General features: G+C 68.5%; 17 protein-coding genes. 8 read left to right on the top strand and 9 right to left on the bottom strand.

The features are described from left to right. Nucleotides 1-443: 443 nt before the first annotated feature. The gene (locus tag ACIA6A_RS20770) at nucleotides 444-1,256 is read left to right on the top strand and encodes a class I SAM-dependent methyltransferase (protein ID WP_396099362.1); all 813 of its coding nucleotides are present in this window, start codon (nucleotides 444-446) and stop codon (nucleotides 1,254-1,256) included. Here ACIA6A_RS20770 and ACIA6A_RS20775 read toward each other — a convergent pair. The 5 genes from ACIA6A_RS20775 to ACIA6A_RS20795 form a co-directional block, all read right to left on the bottom strand. Then, complete coding sequence (locus ACIA6A_RS20775) at nucleotides 1,237-2,058, bottom strand: carbohydrate ABC transporter permease (protein WP_396099363.1); 822 nt, start codon at nucleotides 2,056-2,058, stop codon at nucleotides 1,237-1,239. The genes ACIA6A_RS20770 and ACIA6A_RS20775 overlap by 20 nt on opposite strands. After that, on the bottom strand, nucleotides 2,058-3,002 hold the full coding sequence (locus ACIA6A_RS20780; RefSeq protein ID WP_396099364.1) for a carbohydrate ABC transporter permease: 945 nt from the start codon (nucleotides 3,000-3,002) through the stop codon (nucleotides 2,058-2,060). Before ACIA6A_RS20780 ends, ACIA6A_RS20775 begins: the two co-directional genes overlap by 1 nt. Beyond that, on the bottom strand, nucleotides 3,002-4,315 hold the full coding sequence (locus ACIA6A_RS20785) for an ABC transporter substrate-binding protein (protein ID WP_396099365.1): 1,314 nt from the start codon (nucleotides 4,313-4,315) through the stop codon (nucleotides 3,002-3,004). The genes ACIA6A_RS20780 and ACIA6A_RS20785 overlap by 1 nt, the downstream gene beginning before the upstream one ends. 37 nt (nucleotides 4,316-4,352) lie before the next feature. Beyond that, the gene (locus ACIA6A_RS20790) at nucleotides 4,353-5,240 is read right to left on the bottom strand and encodes an SIS domain-containing protein (RefSeq protein WP_396099366.1); all 888 of its coding nucleotides are present in this window, start codon (nucleotides 5,238-5,240) and stop codon (nucleotides 4,353-4,355) included. Nucleotides 5,241-6,020: 780 nt separating this feature from the next. After that, a complete protein-coding gene (locus tag ACIA6A_RS20795) occupies nucleotides 6,021-7,313 on the bottom strand; it encodes an alpha-glucosidase/alpha-galactosidase (RefSeq protein ID WP_396099367.1) in 1,293 nt (430 codons plus the stop codon). Nucleotides 7,314-7,423: 110 nt separating this feature from the next. On the opposite strand from ACIA6A_RS20795, the gene ACIA6A_RS20800 reads away from it, so the two are divergent. Further along, nucleotides 7,424-8,227: a DeoR/GlpR family DNA-binding transcription regulator gene (locus ACIA6A_RS20800; RefSeq protein WP_396099368.1), complete on the top strand. Its 804-nt coding sequence runs from the start codon at nucleotides 7,424-7,426 to the stop codon at nucleotides 8,225-8,227. Between the two features lie 260 nt (nucleotides 8,228-8,487). Here the strand turns inward: ACIA6A_RS20800 and ACIA6A_RS20805 are convergent, their stop codons facing one another. Both ACIA6A_RS20805 and ACIA6A_RS20810 read right to left on the bottom strand, forming a co-directional pair. Next, on the bottom strand, nucleotides 8,488-9,711 hold the full coding sequence (locus ACIA6A_RS20805) for an amidohydrolase family protein (RefSeq protein ID WP_396099369.1): 1,224 nt from the start codon (nucleotides 9,709-9,711) through the stop codon (nucleotides 8,488-8,490). After that, on the bottom strand, nucleotides 9,696-11,429 hold the full coding sequence (locus ACIA6A_RS20810) for a DUF885 domain-containing protein (protein ID WP_396099370.1): 1,734 nt from the start codon (nucleotides 11,427-11,429) through the stop codon (nucleotides 9,696-9,698). The genes ACIA6A_RS20805 and ACIA6A_RS20810 overlap by 16 nt, the downstream gene beginning before the upstream one ends. A 100-nt stretch (nucleotides 11,430-11,529) precedes the next feature. Between ACIA6A_RS20810 and ACIA6A_RS20815 the strand changes: the two genes are divergently transcribed. The 3 genes from ACIA6A_RS20815 to ACIA6A_RS20825 all read left to right on the top strand — a co-directional run bounded on the left by ACIA6A_RS20815 (nucleotide 11,530) and on the right by ACIA6A_RS20825 (nucleotide 14,470). Continuing rightward, nucleotides 11,530-12,390, top strand: coding sequence for a family 43 glycosylhydrolase (locus ACIA6A_RS20815; RefSeq protein WP_396099371.1), 861 nt, complete (start codon nucleotides 11,530-11,532; stop codon nucleotides 12,388-12,390). Next, nucleotides 12,387-13,757 carry a glycoside hydrolase family 43 protein gene (locus ACIA6A_RS20820; RefSeq protein ID WP_396099372.1) on the top strand — a complete coding sequence of 457 codons (1,371 nt, stop codon included), beginning with the start codon at nucleotides 12,387-12,389 and terminating at the stop codon, nucleotides 13,755-13,757. The genes ACIA6A_RS20815 and ACIA6A_RS20820 overlap by 4 nt, the downstream gene beginning before the upstream one ends. A 68-nt stretch (nucleotides 13,758-13,825) precedes the next feature. Continuing rightward, nucleotides 13,826-14,470 (top strand): DedA family protein, encoded by a 645-nt coding sequence (locus ACIA6A_RS20825; protein WP_396099373.1) that lies wholly within the window; start codon nucleotides 13,826-13,828, stop codon nucleotides 14,468-14,470. A 175-nt stretch (nucleotides 14,471-14,645) separates the two neighbouring features. Here the strand turns inward: ACIA6A_RS20825 and ACIA6A_RS20830 are convergent, their stop codons facing one another. Further along, on the bottom strand, nucleotides 14,646-15,500 hold the full coding sequence (locus ACIA6A_RS20830; RefSeq protein WP_396099374.1) for an aldo/keto reductase: 855 nt from the start codon (nucleotides 15,498-15,500) through the stop codon (nucleotides 14,646-14,648). Between the two features lie 244 nt (nucleotides 15,501-15,744). On the opposite strand from ACIA6A_RS20830, the gene ACIA6A_RS20835 reads away from it, so the two are divergent. Continuing rightward, complete coding sequence (locus ACIA6A_RS20835) at nucleotides 15,745-16,191, top strand: hypothetical protein (protein WP_396099375.1); 447 nt, start codon at nucleotides 15,745-15,747, stop codon at nucleotides 16,189-16,191. A 104-nt stretch (nucleotides 16,192-16,295) separates the two neighbouring features. Beyond that, nucleotides 16,296-16,649 carry a hypothetical protein gene (locus tag ACIA6A_RS20840; protein ID WP_396099376.1) on the top strand — a complete coding sequence of 118 codons (354 nt, stop codon included), beginning with the start codon at nucleotides 16,296-16,298 and terminating at the stop codon, nucleotides 16,647-16,649. Nucleotides 16,650-16,837: 188 nt separating this feature from the next. On the opposite strand, the gene ACIA6A_RS20845 is transcribed toward ACIA6A_RS20840, so the two are convergent. Continuing rightward, complete coding sequence (locus ACIA6A_RS20845) at nucleotides 16,838-17,116, bottom strand: hypothetical protein (RefSeq protein WP_396099377.1); 279 nt, start codon at nucleotides 17,114-17,116, stop codon at nucleotides 16,838-16,840. 9 nt (nucleotides 17,117-17,125) lie between these two features. On the opposite strand from ACIA6A_RS20845, the gene ACIA6A_RS20850 reads away from it, so the two are divergent. Next, on the top strand, nucleotides 17,126-17,668 hold the full coding sequence (locus tag ACIA6A_RS20850) for a toxin-antitoxin system HicB family antitoxin (RefSeq protein ID WP_396099378.1): 543 nt from the start codon (nucleotides 17,126-17,128) through the stop codon (nucleotides 17,666-17,668). The last annotated feature ends 3 nt before the right edge of the window (nucleotides 17,669-17,671 follow it).

The raw sequence follows: 17,671 nt of genomic DNA on the forward strand, positions 1-17,671 counted from the left end.
TGCGCCGACATCGAATAAAGGTCAAGTAATCGGAACAGGTCGCGCCGACGGTGAGCACCGCGTCGTCAACGGAATCCTGCGTCGGGGCGCCACGCGCCGCCGCCTCGCAGGCGGCAACACTGGGCCTTGCCTATATGCACGAGGACGGCCGCGGCCAGGCCAAATGGACAGACCCAGCCAAGCCAGGTGCACGGACCCGGCAAACCAGGTGCACGGACCCGGTCAAACCAGGTGCACGGACCCGGTCAAGCCAGGCGCACGCACCCGATCAAGCCAGGCACACGCACCCCGCCAAGCCAGGCACACGCACCCCGCCAAGCCAGGCGCACGCACCCGCCAGAGCGAGGCGGCGCCGGGGTAGGAGCAGGGCCGGCTCGGCGGCGGCAGCAGGTGACTTCCTCTGCGCGCGCTGATGAGCTGTTGCCGGGCAGTAGTGTCCGATTGTGAGCGACGACGACACCGACCGCGAGTTCCTGCGTGCCGTCTTCGGGCAGGATGCCGAGCTCTATGACCGTTCGCGCCCCGGGTACCCCGAGCGGATGTTCGCCGACCTGGCCGAGCTGGCCGGGTTGACCGCACATTCGCGCGTTCTGGAGATCGGGTGCGGGACCGGGCAGGCCACCCGGGCGCTGGCGCTGCTGGGATGCACCGTGGTCGGCGTTGAGCTGAGTTCCGCCATGGCAGCCGTTGCCCGGCGCAATCTTGCGGGCTTCCCCGGTGTCACCGTCGAGATCGGCGCGTTCGAGGACTGGACGCCACCCGTGGCGCCTTTCGATCTTGTCCTTGCCGCGACCGCCTTCCATTGGGTCGACCCGGCGGTCCGCGTGCGTAAGGCGGCTGAGGTCCTTCGCCCGGGTGGCGCTCTCGCGGTTGTTCATTCTGAACATGTGGCCGGTGGGACTGAGCGCTTCTTCGTGGACGCGCAGTCCTGTTATGAGCGTTTCGATCCGAAGACGACACCGGGTTTGCGGTTGAAGCCCGCCGCCGACATCCCCCGGGAGGCGAGCGAGATCGACCGCTCAGGCCGGTTCGATGCTGCGGTGTTCCGGCGCTACGAGTGGGAGCAGGTCTACCCGACGAGCGCCTACCTGGATCTGCTCATGACGTATTCAGGTCATCGCGCGCTTGAGCGCAAGGCGCGCAATGCCCTGTTCGCATGCCTGCAAACGCTCATCGACCGCGACCATCAGGGCCGGATCAGCAAGCGCTACCTGACACAGGTGACATTCGCCCGGCTCAGCCCTTCAACCCGGTGAACGTCATCGTCGCGACGAAGCGGCGCTGAGCCACGAGGAATGCCACGATCAGGGGCAGGGTCGCGATCACGTTCCCGGCCATGAGCTGCGACCATTCCGTACGCCGGGTGCCCTGGAAGCTCGCCAGGCCGACCTGCAGGGTGAATTTGGTGTCGTCGGAGATGGCGACCAACGGCCAGAGCAGATCGTTCCAACTGGACAACAACGTGAACACCGCGAGCGTCGCCATCGCCGGTCTGGCCAGGGGCAGCACGACGCTGATGAACGTCCGCAGCGTGCTGCAGCCGTCCAGCCTGGCCGCCTCCTCGAGTTCCACCGGCAGGCCCAGGAAGAACTGGCGCATGAGGAAAATGCCGAAAGCCGAGGCCAGCCACGGTACGAACGCAGCGGCGAGAGTGTCCACGATGCCGGCCCGGGCAAACATCAGGTAGGTGGGGATCATCAGGAGCTGCATCGGCACCATGACCGTGGCGACGATCGCGAGGAACGCGATCCCCCGGCCCGCGAATTTGAGGCGCGCGAATCCGTAGCCGGCGAGCGAACAGAGCACCAAGTGTGCAACCACGGCGATCGTGGACACCAGGACGGTGTTCGCGAACCAGCGCACGATGTGCGATTCGCTCAGAAGCGTGCGGTACCCCTCCAGGTGGAGGCTGCTCGGGATGATCTTCGGGGGGAACTGGTTGATCTCGGCGGAGGTCATGAACGACGTCAGGACCATCTGCACCAGCGGGATGACGAAGATCAGCGCGAGCGGCATGAGCAGCAGGTGCCAGGGGCTGAACGGCAGGCGCCACCTCATCAGAACGCCTCCGTTCCGTTACGCCGGTTGTACCAGAACACCAGGAGTGTGAGCAGCATGGTCACGGCGAACAAGAGATAGGCGAGCGCTGCCCCGTACCCCAGTCTCTGGGTCTGGAATGCCAGTTCGTAGATGTAGTAGACGACGGTCTGGGTGCTGTTCATCGGCCCGCCGCGGGTGGTGGTGTAGATCAGGTCGAACAGTTGCATCGCGGTGATGGTCTGCCAGATCGCCGTGAAAACGGTGACCGGGCGTAGTTCCGGCAGCGTGATGTGCAGGAACACGCGGAACCGGCTGGCTCCGTCGACCGTCGCCGCCTCGACCAGTTCCTTGGGGATGTCCTGTAGTGCCGCGAGGTACACAACCGCGCAGAAACCGACCTCTCCCCACAGCGCGATCAGACAGATGACGAGCAGTGCCTGACCAGAACTCTCCAAGAATCCCTGTGCCGGCAGCCCGAGCCGGCGCAGCACCTCGTTCGCAGCGCCGAACTGCGGATTGAACACGAAGCTGGCCAGGATGCCGGTGGCCGCTGCGGACGCCACATACGGTACGAAGATGCACGTTCGATAGAAACCGATCAGCCGGATCTTCTGGTTGAGCGCCACCGCGATGAGGATGCCGAGCAGGATCGAGCCCGGAACGAACAGAACCGTCAACGTCAGCGTGTGCTGTGCGGCGGCGCCGGCGTCCGGATCCTGCACGATGCGCTCATAGTTGCGCCAGCCGATGCCGGTCGCCGGGGCGATGCCGTTCCACTTCGTGCGGGAGATGAAGAACGCCCACACCGCCGGGAAGATCGACAGGCCGATGACCAGCAGCGTCGCGGGTCCCGCGAAACCCCACCCGGTGAGGTTGCGGCGCAGGGCCCGGCCACGCCTGCCGCGTGGCCGGGGTGGCGCGCCGTGCTGCGTACGCGGGGTCGCCGCGAACGTGAGAGCCATCAGTCCTCCAAGACCCCGGCGGACTTCTTCGCCGCCTCGTCCAGCGCCTCTTTCGGCTGCTTGGCGCCTTGCAGCACCTCGGCGACGGCGTCACCGACGGCCCGGCTCATCGACTCGTACCCGGCGACGGTCGGGCGGGCCTGCTTCGCGTTGGCCAGGTTGTCGAAGAACTTCTGCCCGCCCGGGTACTCCTTGACGTACGCGGCGAACTCGGGGGTGTCCTTCTCGGTCGTGCGCAGTGGCAGGTTGCCGACCGCGAGGTTCCACTTCGCGTCGGTCTGCGCGCTGGTCAGCCACTTGACGAAGTCGCGGCTGGCCCCGGCGCGGTTGGCGTCCTCGTGATCGAAAAGTACCCACAGGTCGGGCCCGGAGACAGTTTGGTGATCACCGTTGACACCGGGCAGCGCCGCCACGCCGTAATCGATCTTGGCGTTCTTGAGGTCCAGCAACGACCACGGCCCGTTGATGATCATGCCGATGTGGCCGCTGGCGAACAGTGGCACGTACTTCTCGTCGGTCTGGTCCAGGTACATCGACTTGTCGTCGACCGCCATCGCCCGCAGCGTCTCGAGGGCTTTGACCCCGGCGTCGGAGTTGAACGCGGGTTTCGTGCCGTCGAGGATCTGGCCGCCGTTCTGCCACAGGAGCGGCCACAGGTGCCAGGTGGTGTCCTCGCTGCCCGACACCGAGTAGGCCGTGCCGTACGTATTGGTGCTCGTGTCTGTCAGTTTCTGCGCGGCCGCGCGGAAGTCCTCCCACGACCAGTCGTCCGTCGGTGTCGCAACGCCCTTGGATTCGAACAACTTCTTGTTGTAAATGAGCGCGAGGTTGTCCACGAGCGCCGGTACGCCGATCACTTTGCCGTCCGCGGTGGCCGTCGTGCGCGCCGCCGCGGGCATCTCGTCCCAGGCGAACGACGGATCGTTGACAAATGCGGTGAGATCCTGGGTACGGCCACTGGCGCCGAGCTCGCCGGCCCAGCTCCCGAACGCGTACGAGACGTCGGGGTAGGTCCCGCCCGCGAAGCCGGCGGACAGCTTGGTGAGCAGGTCGTCAGTGGTCGCGGCACCGGCCGAGGTCTTGATCGTGACGTTCGGGTGCGCGGTGTGATAGTCGGCGGCGAGCTGCTCGGCGACCTTCTCGGCCTCCGTGGTCTGCCCGGTCCACCAGGTGATAGTGACGGCGGCGGCCGGGTCGTACCCTTCCGCCGCGTCCTTGCCGTCGTCACTCGTGCCACCGGAGCACGCCGCCAGTAGCAGCATTGTGCTCGCCACGGCCAGCAATCGGCCCGGCCGGCCGGTCCAGGATGTCATCACTGCGAACCTCGATCTCTTAAGGAAGAGGGAGTTTTCAGGCCGCGTCGGTCAGAACCACCGAGCGGGTCAGCAGTCGGGGATTGTCAGGGTCAAAACCACGGTGCGCGGCCAGCGCGATCGCGAACCGCTGGGCGAGGACGAGCTGCGCCAGCGGATCACGCTGGTCGCGATAGGTGGTCGCGCCGGCGGACCGGCCGACCTCATCGAGCGAGACGGGCACGTCACCGAACGAGAACACCAGACTGTGGGCGCCGGCGACAGCGACCGGTCCATGCCGGAAATCCATTGCCGGGTACGACTCCGAGTACGCCTGTGCCGCCTCCCGAACCTTGAGCGCCGCCTCATGAGCGAGCCCCACCGTCCATCCGGTTCCGAGGAACACAAGATGTTCGATCGTGGCCGGATCGGCGGGAAGCGACGAAACGAGCGCAGCTTTACCGTCGTCGACGAGGTGCGTCAGGTCCTCGCCGAACGCGGCGCGGGCCAGTGCCAGGACGGTCGTCGGGAACCGGGTCTGCACGACGCTGCGCTCATCGGCGAAATCGAGCAGGATCCGCGCCTCGGCGAGCGAGTCGATGGGCATCCCGTCGACCGCGGTGATCGCTACCCGATGGGTGCCCGCCGGCACCTGTCGCAGTGCGTCCAGGACCTCGGTCGAGGTGCCGGACCGGGAGATCGCGACGACCCGGTCGTAGTGGCGGCGCGGGCGGTACTCCGAGGCACAGACCGCATCGGTCTCGCCGAGCCCGGCACCTTCCCGCAGCTCGGCGATGCTCTGCGCGACGAACCAGCTCGTGCCGCACCCCAACAGCAGCACCCGCTCCCCCGGAGCGGCGAGTTCCCGCCGCGCGACGTCGGTGAGCGCAAGGGCCTGGGCCCAGACCGCAGGCTGACTGGCGATTTCCTCGGACGTGTCGTTCATGGTCGAGGATTATGCTCGTTTGTATTCGCTTCACAAGATGTGAACATGAAACGAGCACCTTGCACTGCGCGTTTCCGGGCTCTCCGGTCGCCGTTAGCGCACCTTGCGACAAGACCAACGGCCTGCTCAAGACCTGTCGCGGAGCGATATATATGACATTTCGATCATCGAACTTGCGGTCGCCGACCGCCGACATCGGGATCGGATCTGCACGCACGCAACCGGCTGCATGCACGTTTGGGGCCGTGCCCGCATCGTCCAGCCGTCAGCAATCCAGCTGTCAGCCGTCCAGCTGTCAGCCGTCAGCCGTCAGCCGTCAGCCGTCAGCCGTCAGCCGTCAGCCGTCAGCCGTCAGCCGTCAGCCGTCCAGCCGTCAGCCGTCAGCCGTCCAGCCGCGGTCATCGAGGCCGGTGGTCATTGTGACCGTCACCCAACGCTCGATCGACGGCAAGCGGGCCGGGTGTACCGCGTATCACCCGCAAACGCGCGTCCGCCCCGACGAACTGAACGTGCCGCCGGGAGATGAACCCGGCGGCACGACATGGGCAGCTACAGCGCCTTAGGCAGACGGACACGACCAGGCAGCCATGACCCCAGGGCCCGGGGCCTGCCTGGGCCCAGGCACGTCCCGGCCCCGCAGAACAGCAGCAGGCGACTCCGGAGGCGGCGGCACCACGCGCGATGACCGGACCCGCGGGCCGGCCCCGCAAAGGAACACGCCGTCGCGGACTGGACCAACGCGGGAAGCGTGGTGGACTGCGTGATGTGGTGGTGGGGGTGTCAGCGCAAGGCTTCGGGGATGAGGTTGCCGTGGGCTGCCGTCAGGTCGTCGCAGAGGGACCAGATCTGGTCGACCGTCAGGGTCGCCGCGGTGTTCGGGTCGGACATGGCCGCTTGGCGGATCATGCGTTTGTCGGCGGTCAGGGCTGCTCGGACGGTCAGTTCGCCGACGTTCACGAATGAGCGGTTGAGCGCCGCGCACTGCAACGGTAGGTCGCCCACGTGTTCGGGGCGGACGCCCAGCGCGTCGACGACGCAGGGGACCTCCACGGCGTACCCCTGGGGGAGGTTGGTGATGAGGCCGGTGTTGGCGACGTTCGCGTGGATGCGGCGGACCGTGCCGGTGGTGATGCTGTGGATGACCTGCGGCGCGTATTCGGTGGCGTCGCGGCTGACGTCGAGGGGTTCTCCCGCGAGCACGGCGCGGCGGGTCTCGTGGTATTCGGTCACGTTGTCCGCGCTGATGCGCAGGTAGTCGCTCACGGGGATACGCAAACGGGCGATCTCGTCGTCGTGGTGCAGGTACCACGGGACGTATTCGCTCGAATGTTCGCTCGTTTCCGTCGGGAAGTAACCGAGCCGGCTGTACATGTCCATCCGGACGCGGCGGCGCAGGTCCGGGTCGGCGGCGAGGAGCTCGTCCAGTCTGGGGTACAGGCTCTCGCCGCGGTGTTCCCAGCGCAGCAGCCAGGACTGGTGGTTGACGCCGGCCGCGCGGTACTCGACCTCGTCGATCGGGACGCCGACGAGGTCGCAGAGGTCGTGGACGGTCCAGAAGACCGAGTGGCACAGGCCGACCGCCTTGAGGTCCGGGGCGACCGCTGCGAGGTAGCCGATGTTCATGGCCATCGGGTTCGTATAGTTGAGCAGCCAGGCGTCGGGGCACAGTTCGCGCATGTCCGCGGCGATGTCGCTCAGCACCGGGAACGTGCGTAGCGCCCGGAAGATGCCGCCGATGCCGAGCGTGTCGGCGATGGTCTGGCGCAGGCCGTACCTCGCGGGGATCTCGAAGTCGCGGACCGTGGCCTCGTGCATGCCGACCTGGATGGCGTTGATGACGAAGTCGGCGCCGTCGAGGACCCGGCGGCGGTCCAGGCTGGTGGTGATCTCCGGCTTGGCGCCGAGCTGGTCCGCGGTACGCCGGGCGATCGCCTCGGCGGTCTCGAGACGTTCCGCGTCGATGTCGTGCAGGGCCAGGGTGACCCCGCGCAACTCGTCGAAGGTGAGGATGTCGGCGAGCAGTTCGCGGGTGAAGACCACGCTGCCGGCGCCGAGGAAGGCGATCACTGTCATGGCGGGATTGTTGGCGGTTATCCACAAGCGCGCAAGGAATCTTGGAGATTCGCTTGGAAACGAACTAAAGTGACTGCGCGTTTGATCAAACAGGGCGGAGAGAAGGAGCCATGACCCAGAGTTCGCTACGTCGCGCCGACCGGGTGTCGGAGATCCTGGAACGGGTCAGCAAGTACGGGTCGGTGGACGCCGGCCACCTAGCGGAGGAGTTCTTCGTCTCGCCCGCCACGATCCGGCGTGATCTTCAGGTGCTCGAGGATCAGCGACTTCTCGCCCGCACCCATGGTGGCGCGGTGGCCATCGACGTCGCGTATGAACTGCCTGTCCGGTATCGGACAGGTCAGCACCGCGAGGAGAAGGCTCTGGTGGCGCAGCGGGTGGCGCAACTGCTGCCCTACGGTCCGCTGACCCTAGGGCTGACCGGCGGGACGACCACGCACCTGCTGTCCCGGCTGCTGGCCGAACGGGTCGACCTGACCGTGGTCACCAACGCGCTCAACATCGCGGCGGAGCTGGCGCTGCGGCCCCGGCTCAAGTTGATCATGACCGGTGGGGTGTCGCGCACCCAGTCGTACGAGCTGGTCGGGCCGATCGCGGACCAGGCGCTCGCCGGTCTCAACATGGAGGTCGCGGTCGTCGGTGTTGACGGCATCAGTGCGCGGGGCGGTCTGACCACGCACGACGAGATCGAGGCGAACACGAACGCGCAGATGATCCGCCGGGCGGACCGGGTGATCGTGGTCGCGGACGGTTCCAAGGTCGGCAAGGTCTGCCTCGCGGGCATCTGCGCCATCACGGACGTCGCGACGCTGGTCACGGACACGAGCGCCGACCAGGCCGGCATCGACGCGATCCGCCGCACCGGCACCGAGGTGGTCGTCGCGGGCAGCACGGAGCAGATTCAGGCACAGTGAGCGACGCCACGCAGCACAGCGCCGGCTCAGGCGCGGTAAACGACGCCGCCCAGCGCGGAACCGGCTGAGGCGTGGCGAGCGACGCTGCGCAGCACCGCGCCGGCTCAGACGCGGTGAACAAAGCCACCCAGCGCGGAACCGGCTCAGGCGCGGTGAACAACGCTGCGCAGCACCGCGCCGGCTCAGACGCGGTGAACAAAGCCGCCCAGCACGAAGCCGGCTCAGACGCGGTGAACAAAGCCGCCCAGCACGAAGCCGGCTCAGACGCGGTGAACGAGGCCGCGGGAGACGACCGTGGCCAGGGCTTTCTGCGGGTCGGCGAGAACGCGGACGTCCTGGCCGGGGTCGGCGCGGCACAGCAGCAGGTCGGCGGCGGCACCCGGGGCCAGCACGCCGAGGCGGCCGGTCTCGCCGAGCAGGTCGGCGCCGACGAGGGTCGCGCTCGCCAGGACGTCCCAGGACGGCTGAACCTGGGCCCGGAGCGCGAACTCCAGGTTCTGGGCGGTGGACATGTCGCCGAGCAGGTCCGTACCGAAAGCGATCCGGACCCCGGCCTCCTGGGCCAGCCGCAGCGCCTCGACCGCATGGCCGCCGACGGCTGTCAGCTTCTGCACGCTCTGCGGTGACAGGCCCAGCTCGGGCCCGCGGGTCCCCAGCACCTCGTAGGTGGCCATGGTCGGGACGAGGAACACCCCGCGGGCGGCCAGCAGGGCCGCCGACGCCGCGGTGATCAGGTTGCCGTGCTCGATCGTACGGACGCCGAGCTCGATCGCGCGATGAACAGCCTCAGGCGTGTACGCGTGCCCGGCGCAATAGACGCCCAAGCGTGCAGCCTCGGACACCGCCGCGCGCACTTCGTCGTCGGAGAACTGCACACCGTCCATCCGGTCGGCCGGGCTCGTCACCCCGCCGGACAGCATGAGTTTCACGAACGTGGCACCGCGCCGGACCTGTTCGCGGACCGCCCGGACGATCGCGTCGGGCCCGTCGGTGATCCGGCCGATGCCGGGTACGTCCGGGTGCGGATCCCAGAGTTCGCGCCCCCGGGGCCGCAGGTCGCCGTGGCCGCCGGTCTGCGACAGGGCCTTGCCGCACGTGAAGAGCCGGGGCCCGGTGATGACCCCTTCGCCGAGCGCCCGGGCGAGTCCCGGGTCCGCCCCGCCCGCGTCGCGGACCGTCGTGAACCCGCGGCGCAGGGTCGCGGCGAGTGTCCGGGTGGCGTGCGCGGCCACGTAGCTGGCCGGGTGCCCGGAGTCGGCCCATTCGTCGGCGCTGATCGAGGTGACGTGCACGTGGCAGTCGATGAGGCCGGGCAGTGCGTACAGTCCGGCACCCTCGATGTCGCCGTCGATCAGCGCGCCGCCGTCGTCCGGTCCGACACCGACGATCTCGTCGCCACGCCATTCGATCATGTGGTCCGGCCGGGTGACCCGCGCCGCGACATCGACGAACGAGGTGTGCCGGACCCTCACGACCGCACCCACCGGTCGATGATCGTGGCGAGCGCGCCGATCGGTACGGCACCGGAGCCGAGTACGCGCTGGTGGAAGTCCTCGAGGCGGAAGCGTGGGCCGAGCGCCGCCTGGGACAGGGTGCGCAGCCGCAGGATCTCGCCGGCCCCGACGCTGTAGGCGAGGGCCTGACCCGGCCAGCCGATGTAGCGGTCCACCTCCTGCGCCACCCCCGCCGCGGACAAGGCCGTATGTGCGCGAACGAACACGCGGGCTTGTTCACGTGACCAGCCGTACGCGTGCATCCCGGTGTCCGCGACCAGCCGGCCGGCCCGCACCGCGGCGAACGACACCCGGCCGAGGCGGGCCAGCGGCGACGAGTAGAGATCGAGGTCCTCGGCGACCTGCTCGGCGTAGAGCGCCCAGCCCTCCACGTAGGCACCGAGCCGGGTGTCGACGTAACGCCGGTAGTCGGGCAGCGCCATGAGCGCCTGGGACGCGACGGCCTGCAGGTGGTGGCCGGGTACGCCCTCGTGGAAGGCGAGCGCCTCGGAGCCGAAGGTGGAGCGCTGGCCCGGGTCGGTGGTCACGACGCAGACCGTCCCGGCCCGGCTGCCGTCCGCGGCCGGTGGCAGGTAGTACGCGGGCGGTGCGGCGGGGTCGTCGACCGGTTCGACGAGGCAGCGCGCGGTGCCCGGGAACGCGGCATGGGCCCGGTCGAGTGCGGCCGCCACCGCCGTGACGATCTCGTCGCCGGTGGTGAACCGCAGCGCCGGGTCGTCGCGCAGCCGCGCCCGCACCGCGGCCGGGTCGCCGACGCCGAAGACCTGCTGTCCCAGCCGCGACCACTCCGCCTCCAGATCGGCCAGCAACCGCAGCCCGAGGTCGTGGACCTCCCGCGGCGTGAGGTCCGTGGTGGTGTGCGCCGCGACCGCCGCCCGGTAGCCGTCCTCGCCGCCACGCACGTGCAGAATGCCGACGTGCTCATCGTCGCGGGCGACCGCGGAGAGTTCGCCTCTGAGCGTTTCGACGAGGCGTTGCATCGCCGCGCGCACGTTGCCGTCGAAACGTGCATGCTGTTCGTCCAGTTGCGTGACCGCCTGCGCGATCCCGGCGCGCGTGCTGGGCCGTCCGCGCCCGGAAGCCTCCCGGTAGCGATCGGCGAGCCCGTCGAAGAACGCCGCGGCGCCGTGCAGCCGCTGAGCACTTCCGGCCATGAAGAACAGGGCCTGCGGCGACGCGTACGCGGTGGCCGACGCATTCGCCTCCCACAGGCAATGGGTGGCCTCCTCGGCGGCGGTACCGGCCATCCAGCGCAGGACGTCCCGATCGATGTCGTCGCCATCGGCAGCCCCGCCCGGGAGGAAGCCGTCGGCAACCCCGCCCGGGAGTAAGCCGTCGCCGGCCACAAGCGCATGAGCGTCACCGCCGGCGGGCGTGAGCGAACGGGCACGGGTGTCACCGCCGCCGGCCACAAACGTACGAGCAACGGCGTCACCCCCACCGGCCACAAACGCACGAGCAACGGCGTCACCCCCACCGGCCACAAACGCACGAGCAACGGCGTCACCATCGGTGGGCGTGAACGCCAGCACGGTCTCCTGGAACGACGCGGCCGCCGCCTCGTCCGCGGCGGCGCGCGGATCCGGGAGCAGGGCGTCGTAGGCGGTGAGCCCGACCAGGCTCGCGCCCAGCGGGTCGTGGCGGTTGAGCCGGTCGAAGAAGGCGTCACCGAGCGTGTGAACGTTCACCACCCCATCCTGCCAGCCGTCGTTCGCGCGTCCTTGACAGCGTGAATTGTGAACGCAATCATTTAGAAACTTCGATGCAACAGGTAGCGCTGGAGGCGGCATGCGACGACCGTTTGTGCTGTTCACGGCCCTGATCGGGCTGCTGCTGGGCGGGCTGGTCCTGCCCTCGCCCGCCTCGGCTGCGACCACCCTCGTCTACGCGACGTTCAAGGGTGATGCCGCCGCCGACGAGGAATTGTGGGTCTATCAGTCGACCAATGGTGGCACGAGTTACAACGTGCTGACCGATACGAACTTCCGCGGCCCGACCGGGGTGCTGCGCGATCCGAGCATCCTGAAGTACAACGGGCGCTATTACGCGGCCTACACCGTGCAGTCGTGGACGACGAACTCGACGTATTTCAACATTGCGTCGAGCGCCGACCTGGTGACCTGGACGAACATCGCGAGCGTGAATTCCGGGATCGCGAACACGAAATACACCTGGGCACCGGAATTCTACGTCGAGGGCAGCACCGTCCGGCTCATCACGAGCGTCGCGGCGAGCACGTGTTCGGCGTGCTTCCGGCCGTACGTCTACACCGCCCAGAACAGCGCGCTGACGTCCTGGAGCGGCCCCGCGCAGATGTGGGGTCTGGGCACCAACCACATCGACACCTTCGTCGTGAAATCCGGCAGCACGTGGCACGCGTTCACCAAGAACGAGACCACGAAATACATCGAGCACTGGACCACGACCGCGAACCTGACCGAGGGCTGGGTCAACCGCGGAAACCTGTGGACCTCCGGGTACGAAGGGCCGTCGCTGGTCCGGCTCGACAACGGCAGCTGGCGCATCTACGTCGACAAGTACACCAACGGCGGGGTGTGGACCGCGACGAGTTCGGATCTGAACACGTGGACCGGGCTCAGCGCGGTCACCTGCGCCGGCTGCCGGCACGGGACGGCGATCGCGAAATGAAGCGCCGGGGATTCCTGACCACGGTCGGTGGTGCCACCGCGGGAGCGTTGCTGCTGCCGGAGGCGGCCCGCGCGGCGACCTATTCCGGTTACGCCATGGCGTATTTCACCGAGTCGCCGACCATGAGCGCCGCCAATTACGGCCTGCACCTGGCGGTCAGCGCCGACGGGCTGCGCTGGACCCCGCTCAACCAGAACAACCCGGTCGCCACCCCGACGCTGGGCAGCAAAGGACTGCGTGACCCGTTCATCCTGCGCAAACAGGACGGCACGTTCGTCGTGCTGGCCACCGACCTCTACGGCACCGACTGGGCGTACCAGAGCCAGTACCTGCACGTCTGGGACTCCGCCGACCTGCGCACGTTCCGCAATTACCGGCTGCTGAAAGTCCATTCCCTGGCCACCCACGCCTGGGCACCGGAAGCCGTGTGGGACGCCGCCCGCAGTCAGTACCTGATCGTCTATTCCGCCGTCGTCGGGGGCCACAACGTCCTCCTGTCGAACTACACCACCGACTTCGTCACCGCGACGACCCCCCAGACGTTCTTCGACCCCGGGTACGACGCGATCGACGGCAGTTTCCTCACCGTCGGCGGCGTCAACTACATGTACTTCAAGAACAATACGAACAGCACGTTGCTCGGCACCCGGTCGAGCACCCTGAACCCGGGCAGTTTCAGCATCTTCACCGGCGCGATCACGCCGGGCCGGGGCGTGGAGGCGCCGCAGATCACCAAGTCGAACACGTCGGATGTCTGGTACATGTGGGGCGACACGTGGAGCCCGAACGGCCGGTTCTTCTGCTGGCAGACCAGCAATCCGGCCGGCGGTTCGTGGACACTGCTCAACGACCGCGCGTACACCCAGCCGTTGAATTCCAAGCACCTGGGCATCACCGCGATCACCGCCGCGGAACTGTCCGGGATGCAGAGCACGTGGGGCACGCCGGCCTGGAACAGGGTCAAGTCGTACAACTTCCCCGACCGCTACATCCGCCACGCGAGCAATGTCGGGCGGATCGACGCGTACCCGTTCGACCCGTACCAGGATCAGCTCTGGACCCTGGTCCCCGGCCTGGCCGATCCGGCCGGGGTGTCGTTCCGATCGGTGAATTTCCCGGCGATGTACCTGCGGCACTCGAATTACGCCATGGTGCTCGCCGCGAACGACGGCACCGCTTCCTTCAACGCCGACGCCACCTTCACCCGGGTCCCCGGATTCGCGGACTCCAGCTGGACGTCGTTCCGGTCCTACAACTATCCGGACCGCTACCTGCGCCACGCCAACTACGTGCTGCGGATCGATCCCGTCACGAGTTCGTCCGCCGCCGCCGACAAACAGGACGCCACGTTCAGCGTCGGCTACTGAGCCCTCTCAGGGATTTCTCGGGGTATGACCCGATGGCCTCCCGGGTACCTGCCCGGCAGGCTGAACCCGTGCTCACCGATCTGACGAACGCCACCACCGCCTTCGTGGACTACCTGTCCACTCTCGACCCGCGGCTCGTCCTGCTCGTCGCGTTCGCCTGCTCCGCGATCGAGATGACGTTCCTGCTCGGACTGCTGGTGCCGGGCGAGTCGGTGGTCATGCTGGCCGGCGGGCTGCAGGACGGGCCGGCCGGCTTCGCCGCCGTCATCGTCGCGGCCACCGCCGGAGCCCTGTGCGGCCAGCTCGTTGCCTACGCCGCCGGCCGGGCCTTCGGTACGCGGCTGCGCGGCACCTGGCTCGGCAACCGCATCGGCGCCGCCCGCTTCGACCGCGCCGAGAACTACCTGCGCGACCGTGGCGCGCCGGCCCTGGTGCTGGTGCGCTTCGTCGCGTTCGTGCACTCGGTGGTGCCGATCGCCGCCGGCGTCTCCCGCATGCCGCTCGGCCGTTTCACCCTCTGGTCCGCGCTGGGCACCACCCTGTGGGTCAGCGCGTTCGCCGGGGTCGGCGCCCTCACCGGCGGCAGCAGCACCGGTGGCCCCGGCCTGGTCCTCACCGCGATCGGCGCCACCTGCCTCGGCGCGGTCCCCCTGGCGGCCCGCCTGATCCGCCGCCCCCGCCGCCGGGACGAGACATACGCTCTCGCCGGCTAGCCACGCTCGCCCTCGAACTCCAGAAGACGATGACCGGGGATATCCCGTCGATCCTGTAACCCCCGGGTGGCCTCCGCGGACCTCGTCGATGATCGATGAGTGAATCTGCCGGTCGGCGGATGGAGGAACACCCTCGGGCGACCGTCGAGGTCGGTTGCGTCGGGACGGGCAGTGGTCAGCTTTTGGCCCCCTGGTTCATGGTGTCCGGGTTGGCCCCCGTGCGCCCTTTGTCGCCGCGGTCGAGGGCGGTGATGCTGCCCATCGCGCCGCCGTCGAGCTCGAAATCGAAGATCTCGAAGTTCTCGCGGACCCGTTCGGCCGTCTTCGACTTCGGGAAGATGATGTCGCCGCGCTGGATGTGCCAGCGCAGGACGACCTGTGCGGGGCTTTTGCCCACCTCACGAGCGATCTGGGTGATCACCGGGTCGGTGAGGACCTCGCCCTGAGCAATCGGGGAGTACGCCTCCGTCGCGATCTCGTTGTCGGTGTTGTAGGCACGCAGGGCGTCGTTCGTCAGGTACGGGTGCACTTCGATCTGATTGACCGCCGGCCGGACCTGGGTCTCGGCGCGCAGCCGGCCCAGATGGTGCGGCGTGAAGTTCGAGACGCCGATCGAGCGGGCCCGGCCCTCGCGGTAGAACTCCTCGAGGGTGTTCCAGGTCTGCACGAAGTCACCGCCGTAGCTGGCCGGCATCGGCCAGTGGATCAGGAACAGGTCGACGTAGTCGGTGCCGAGTGCCTTGAGGGTGTCGTCGAACGCGCTGCGGGCGTCGTCGGGCTCGTGGAAGCCGTTGTTGAGCTTGCTGGTGATGAAGAACTCGCTGCGGTCCAGGCCGGATGTGCTGACGGCCTCGCCCACGCCGGCCTCGTTGCCGTACATCTGGGCGGTGTCGATGTGCCGGTAGCCGATCTCGATGGCCGTCTCGACCGCCGCGCGGGTTTCTTCCGGCGGAACCTGGAAGACACCGAAGCCCAGTTGCGGGATGGTCCGGCCGTCGTTGAGCGAGATGGTCGGGATTGCGGAACTCATTGTTCTCCTTGTGCTCGTCGGTGGTGCCGTACCCGACCCATACCCGCTGGGCGGGCCGATCCACCGGCTCGGCCACGTTCATTGCCGACACGAACCCTTGTGCGCCACAGCCAGAGGCTGACGACAGGTGCACGACCGCGTCGGAGAAGCCACCTCCGCAGCCGATCGAGCACGGCCACACCATCGACCTTCCGCTGCGTACGCTGCCGGAGGCGGGCCGGTGAAACCCGGGATCGCGCCCCGGGTGACGACCGCAGACCTCGGGGCGTGGGTGCTCAAGGGCAACGCCGACCAGGCCGGACGGTTCGCCGCCGATCCCCATGTGAGCCATTGGTGCGTCCACTCTGGTTATCGCATGTGGCTCAGGCGGGCCGGCCAGCCGGTCGTGTTCTGGGCCAGCGGCAGCCGGCGAAACGACCTGGCGTACGGAATCTGGGGTCTCGGCGTTCTGACCGCCCCGGCCCGGCAGGACCCGGACGACCACCGCTGGAAGGCGCCCCTGGACCTGACCATCGCCCCGCCCACCGCCTGGATGAGCCGCCGGACGATCCGGGCCGACGCCACCCTGGCGGACCTGAAGGTGCTGCGCCAACCACAAGCGGCCAATCCCTCCTTCCTCACCGTCGCGCAGTTCACCGTCGACCGTCGGTACCTGTCCCAGCACCGGACCGGTGCCGGTGAGGGCCGGTGACAAACCGACGCGCCTACCGGGGGTTTACCGCCCCACCGGGCGGGTAGCCGCGACCGGCGGCACGGTCCGCAGCCTCAGCAGCCCCATCCCGGAGCGGAGTGAGTATGCAATCCATCGGTGATCCTGACGACGACACCGGCGACTTCGCCGAGGAGCACGAGCTGACCGAGGTCACGCGAAAGGAGACCGGCGAGGGCGAGCCGGAGAGCCCGGACCGCCGCACCGTGCCGGCGAGAAACCCGGTCACGGGAACCACGAGTGACACCGATGCGAACGAGGACGAGGTCATCGCCGGCGCGGGCAGCAGCACCGACCAGCACGTCTCCGGTGCCGCGGAGAGCGGCACCTTCACCACCGATGAGGCACCCACCGCGGACACACCCGCGAACGGCAGCTCGAACGCCGGCATCAACGCGACGGGCGCCAACCGACAGGATGACACCCAGCAGCCAGGGTAAGACCGCAAACCCGGACGCGGACCCGCATCCCCGCTCCCGGCATGTCCGACTGTTCGGGTCGTCGTCAGCCCTGATCGTCGGCTCTCGTCGATCCGGTGGCGTCACGTGCGGGTCCGACCCGCTCAGGCACCGCCCCGGCGACGCACGATCGGCTGCGATGCGCTCATCAGACCGCCGGGGCTCCACGTTCACGTACGGCTGCATCGCATCCTTGTACCGCCGACGGGCCGGCAGAACACCGATGCCGCCGCGGCGGGTACGGCAGGGTGGAGTCCTGCTACGAAGCCGGCGAGCATCGAACCGGCGAACGTGACAGCGGCGAGGTCCACCACGATCGTCTCCGGGGCCAGGGCGGTGATGCGGTCGATCGTGTCGGTGGCTGCCGAACACCCGCCGAGCGTCGCCCGGCATGTCGTTCCCGACGCCTTCGGCTGAACGGGTTGCGCGTAGCGCCATGGTGATGCCATAGTGGCGCCATGGACCTGACCACGTATGTAGCCCGGCTCCGGGAGGAGCTGGCGAACGCCGCGGAGCTCGGCGGGCCGGACGCCCGGGCTCTGGCCGACCGGCTCACCTCACCCTTGGAGTCCGCTTTCCGGCTGACCATGCTGGATGCCCTAGGCAGCGCCGCCGACGAGATCACCCGCGACCTGGCGCCGGGGCGCGTCGACGTGCAATGGCGCAGCGGCGACCCCACGTTCGTCGTCGACATGACCGCCTACGCCCACGCACACGGCAACGATGCCACGGTGATGCCGGATGACACCACGGTGGCGCCATCGATGCCGGAGCCGGACGAGGGGGCCGTCTCCCGGATCAACTTCCGCCTCTCCGAGCAGCTCAAAACGCGCATCGAGGAGGCCGCGGCCCGCGAGGGCCTGTCGGTCAACGCCTGGCTCGTACGGGCAGCCTCGGCCGCCGTCCAGCAGAGCGGCCGGCCCTCGTCGTCCACCACCGACCGGCCGCCGACCGGCCGCGCCCCGCTCACCGGTCAGCGCTACACCGGCTGGGCCCGATGAACC

The sequence above is a fragment of the Actinoplanes sp. NPDC051494 genome (genome assembly GCF_044454705.1).
Classification (GTDB): domain Bacteria; phylum Actinomycetota; class Actinomycetes; order Mycobacteriales; family Micromonosporaceae; genus Actinoplanes.

What these genes read in the sequence shown, in the direction of transcription:
- ACIA6A_RS20840 (WP_396099376.1), top strand. Translation starts at nt 16,296, where the DNA reads ATGCAATCCATCGGTGATCCTGACGACGACACCGGCGACTTCGCCGAG.
- ACIA6A_RS20790 (WP_396099366.1), bottom strand. Translation starts at nt 5,240, where the DNA reads ATGAACGACACGTCCGAGGAAATCGCCAGTCAGCCTGCGGTCTGGGCC.
- ACIA6A_RS20800 (WP_396099368.1), top strand. Translation starts at nt 7,424, where the DNA reads ATGACCCAGAGTTCGCTACGTCGCGCCGACCGGGTGTCGGAGATCCTG.
- ACIA6A_RS20795 (WP_396099367.1), bottom strand. Translation starts at nt 7,313, where the DNA reads ATGACAGTGATCGCCTTCCTCGGCGCCGGCAGCGTGGTCTTCACCCGC.
- ACIA6A_RS20775 (WP_396099363.1), bottom strand. Translation starts at nt 2,058, where the DNA reads ATGAGGTGGCGCCTGCCGTTCAGCCCCTGGCACCTGCTGCTCATGCCG.
- ACIA6A_RS20845 (WP_396099377.1), bottom strand. Translation starts at nt 17,116, where the DNA reads ATGGCATCACCATGGCGCTACGCGCAACCCGTTCAGCCGAAGGCGTCG.
- ACIA6A_RS20785 (WP_396099365.1), bottom strand. Translation starts at nt 4,315, where the DNA reads ATGACATCCTGGACCGGCCGGCCGGGCCGATTGCTGGCCGTGGCGAGC.
- ACIA6A_RS20830 (WP_396099374.1), bottom strand. Translation starts at nt 15,500, where the DNA reads ATGAGTTCCGCAATCCCGACCATCTCGCTCAACGACGGCCGGACCATC.
- ACIA6A_RS20820 (WP_396099372.1), top strand. Translation starts at nt 12,387, where the DNA reads ATGAAGCGCCGGGGATTCCTGACCACGGTCGGTGGTGCCACCGCGGGA.
- ACIA6A_RS20780 (WP_396099364.1), bottom strand. Translation starts at nt 3,002, where the DNA reads ATGGCTCTCACGTTCGCGGCGACCCCGCGTACGCAGCACGGCGCGCCA.
- ACIA6A_RS20815 (WP_396099371.1), top strand. Translation starts at nt 11,530, where the DNA reads ATGCGACGACCGTTTGTGCTGTTCACGGCCCTGATCGGGCTGCTGCTG.
- ACIA6A_RS20850 (WP_396099378.1), top strand. Translation starts at nt 17,126, where the DNA reads ATGGACCTGACCACGTATGTAGCCCGGCTCCGGGAGGAGCTGGCGAAC.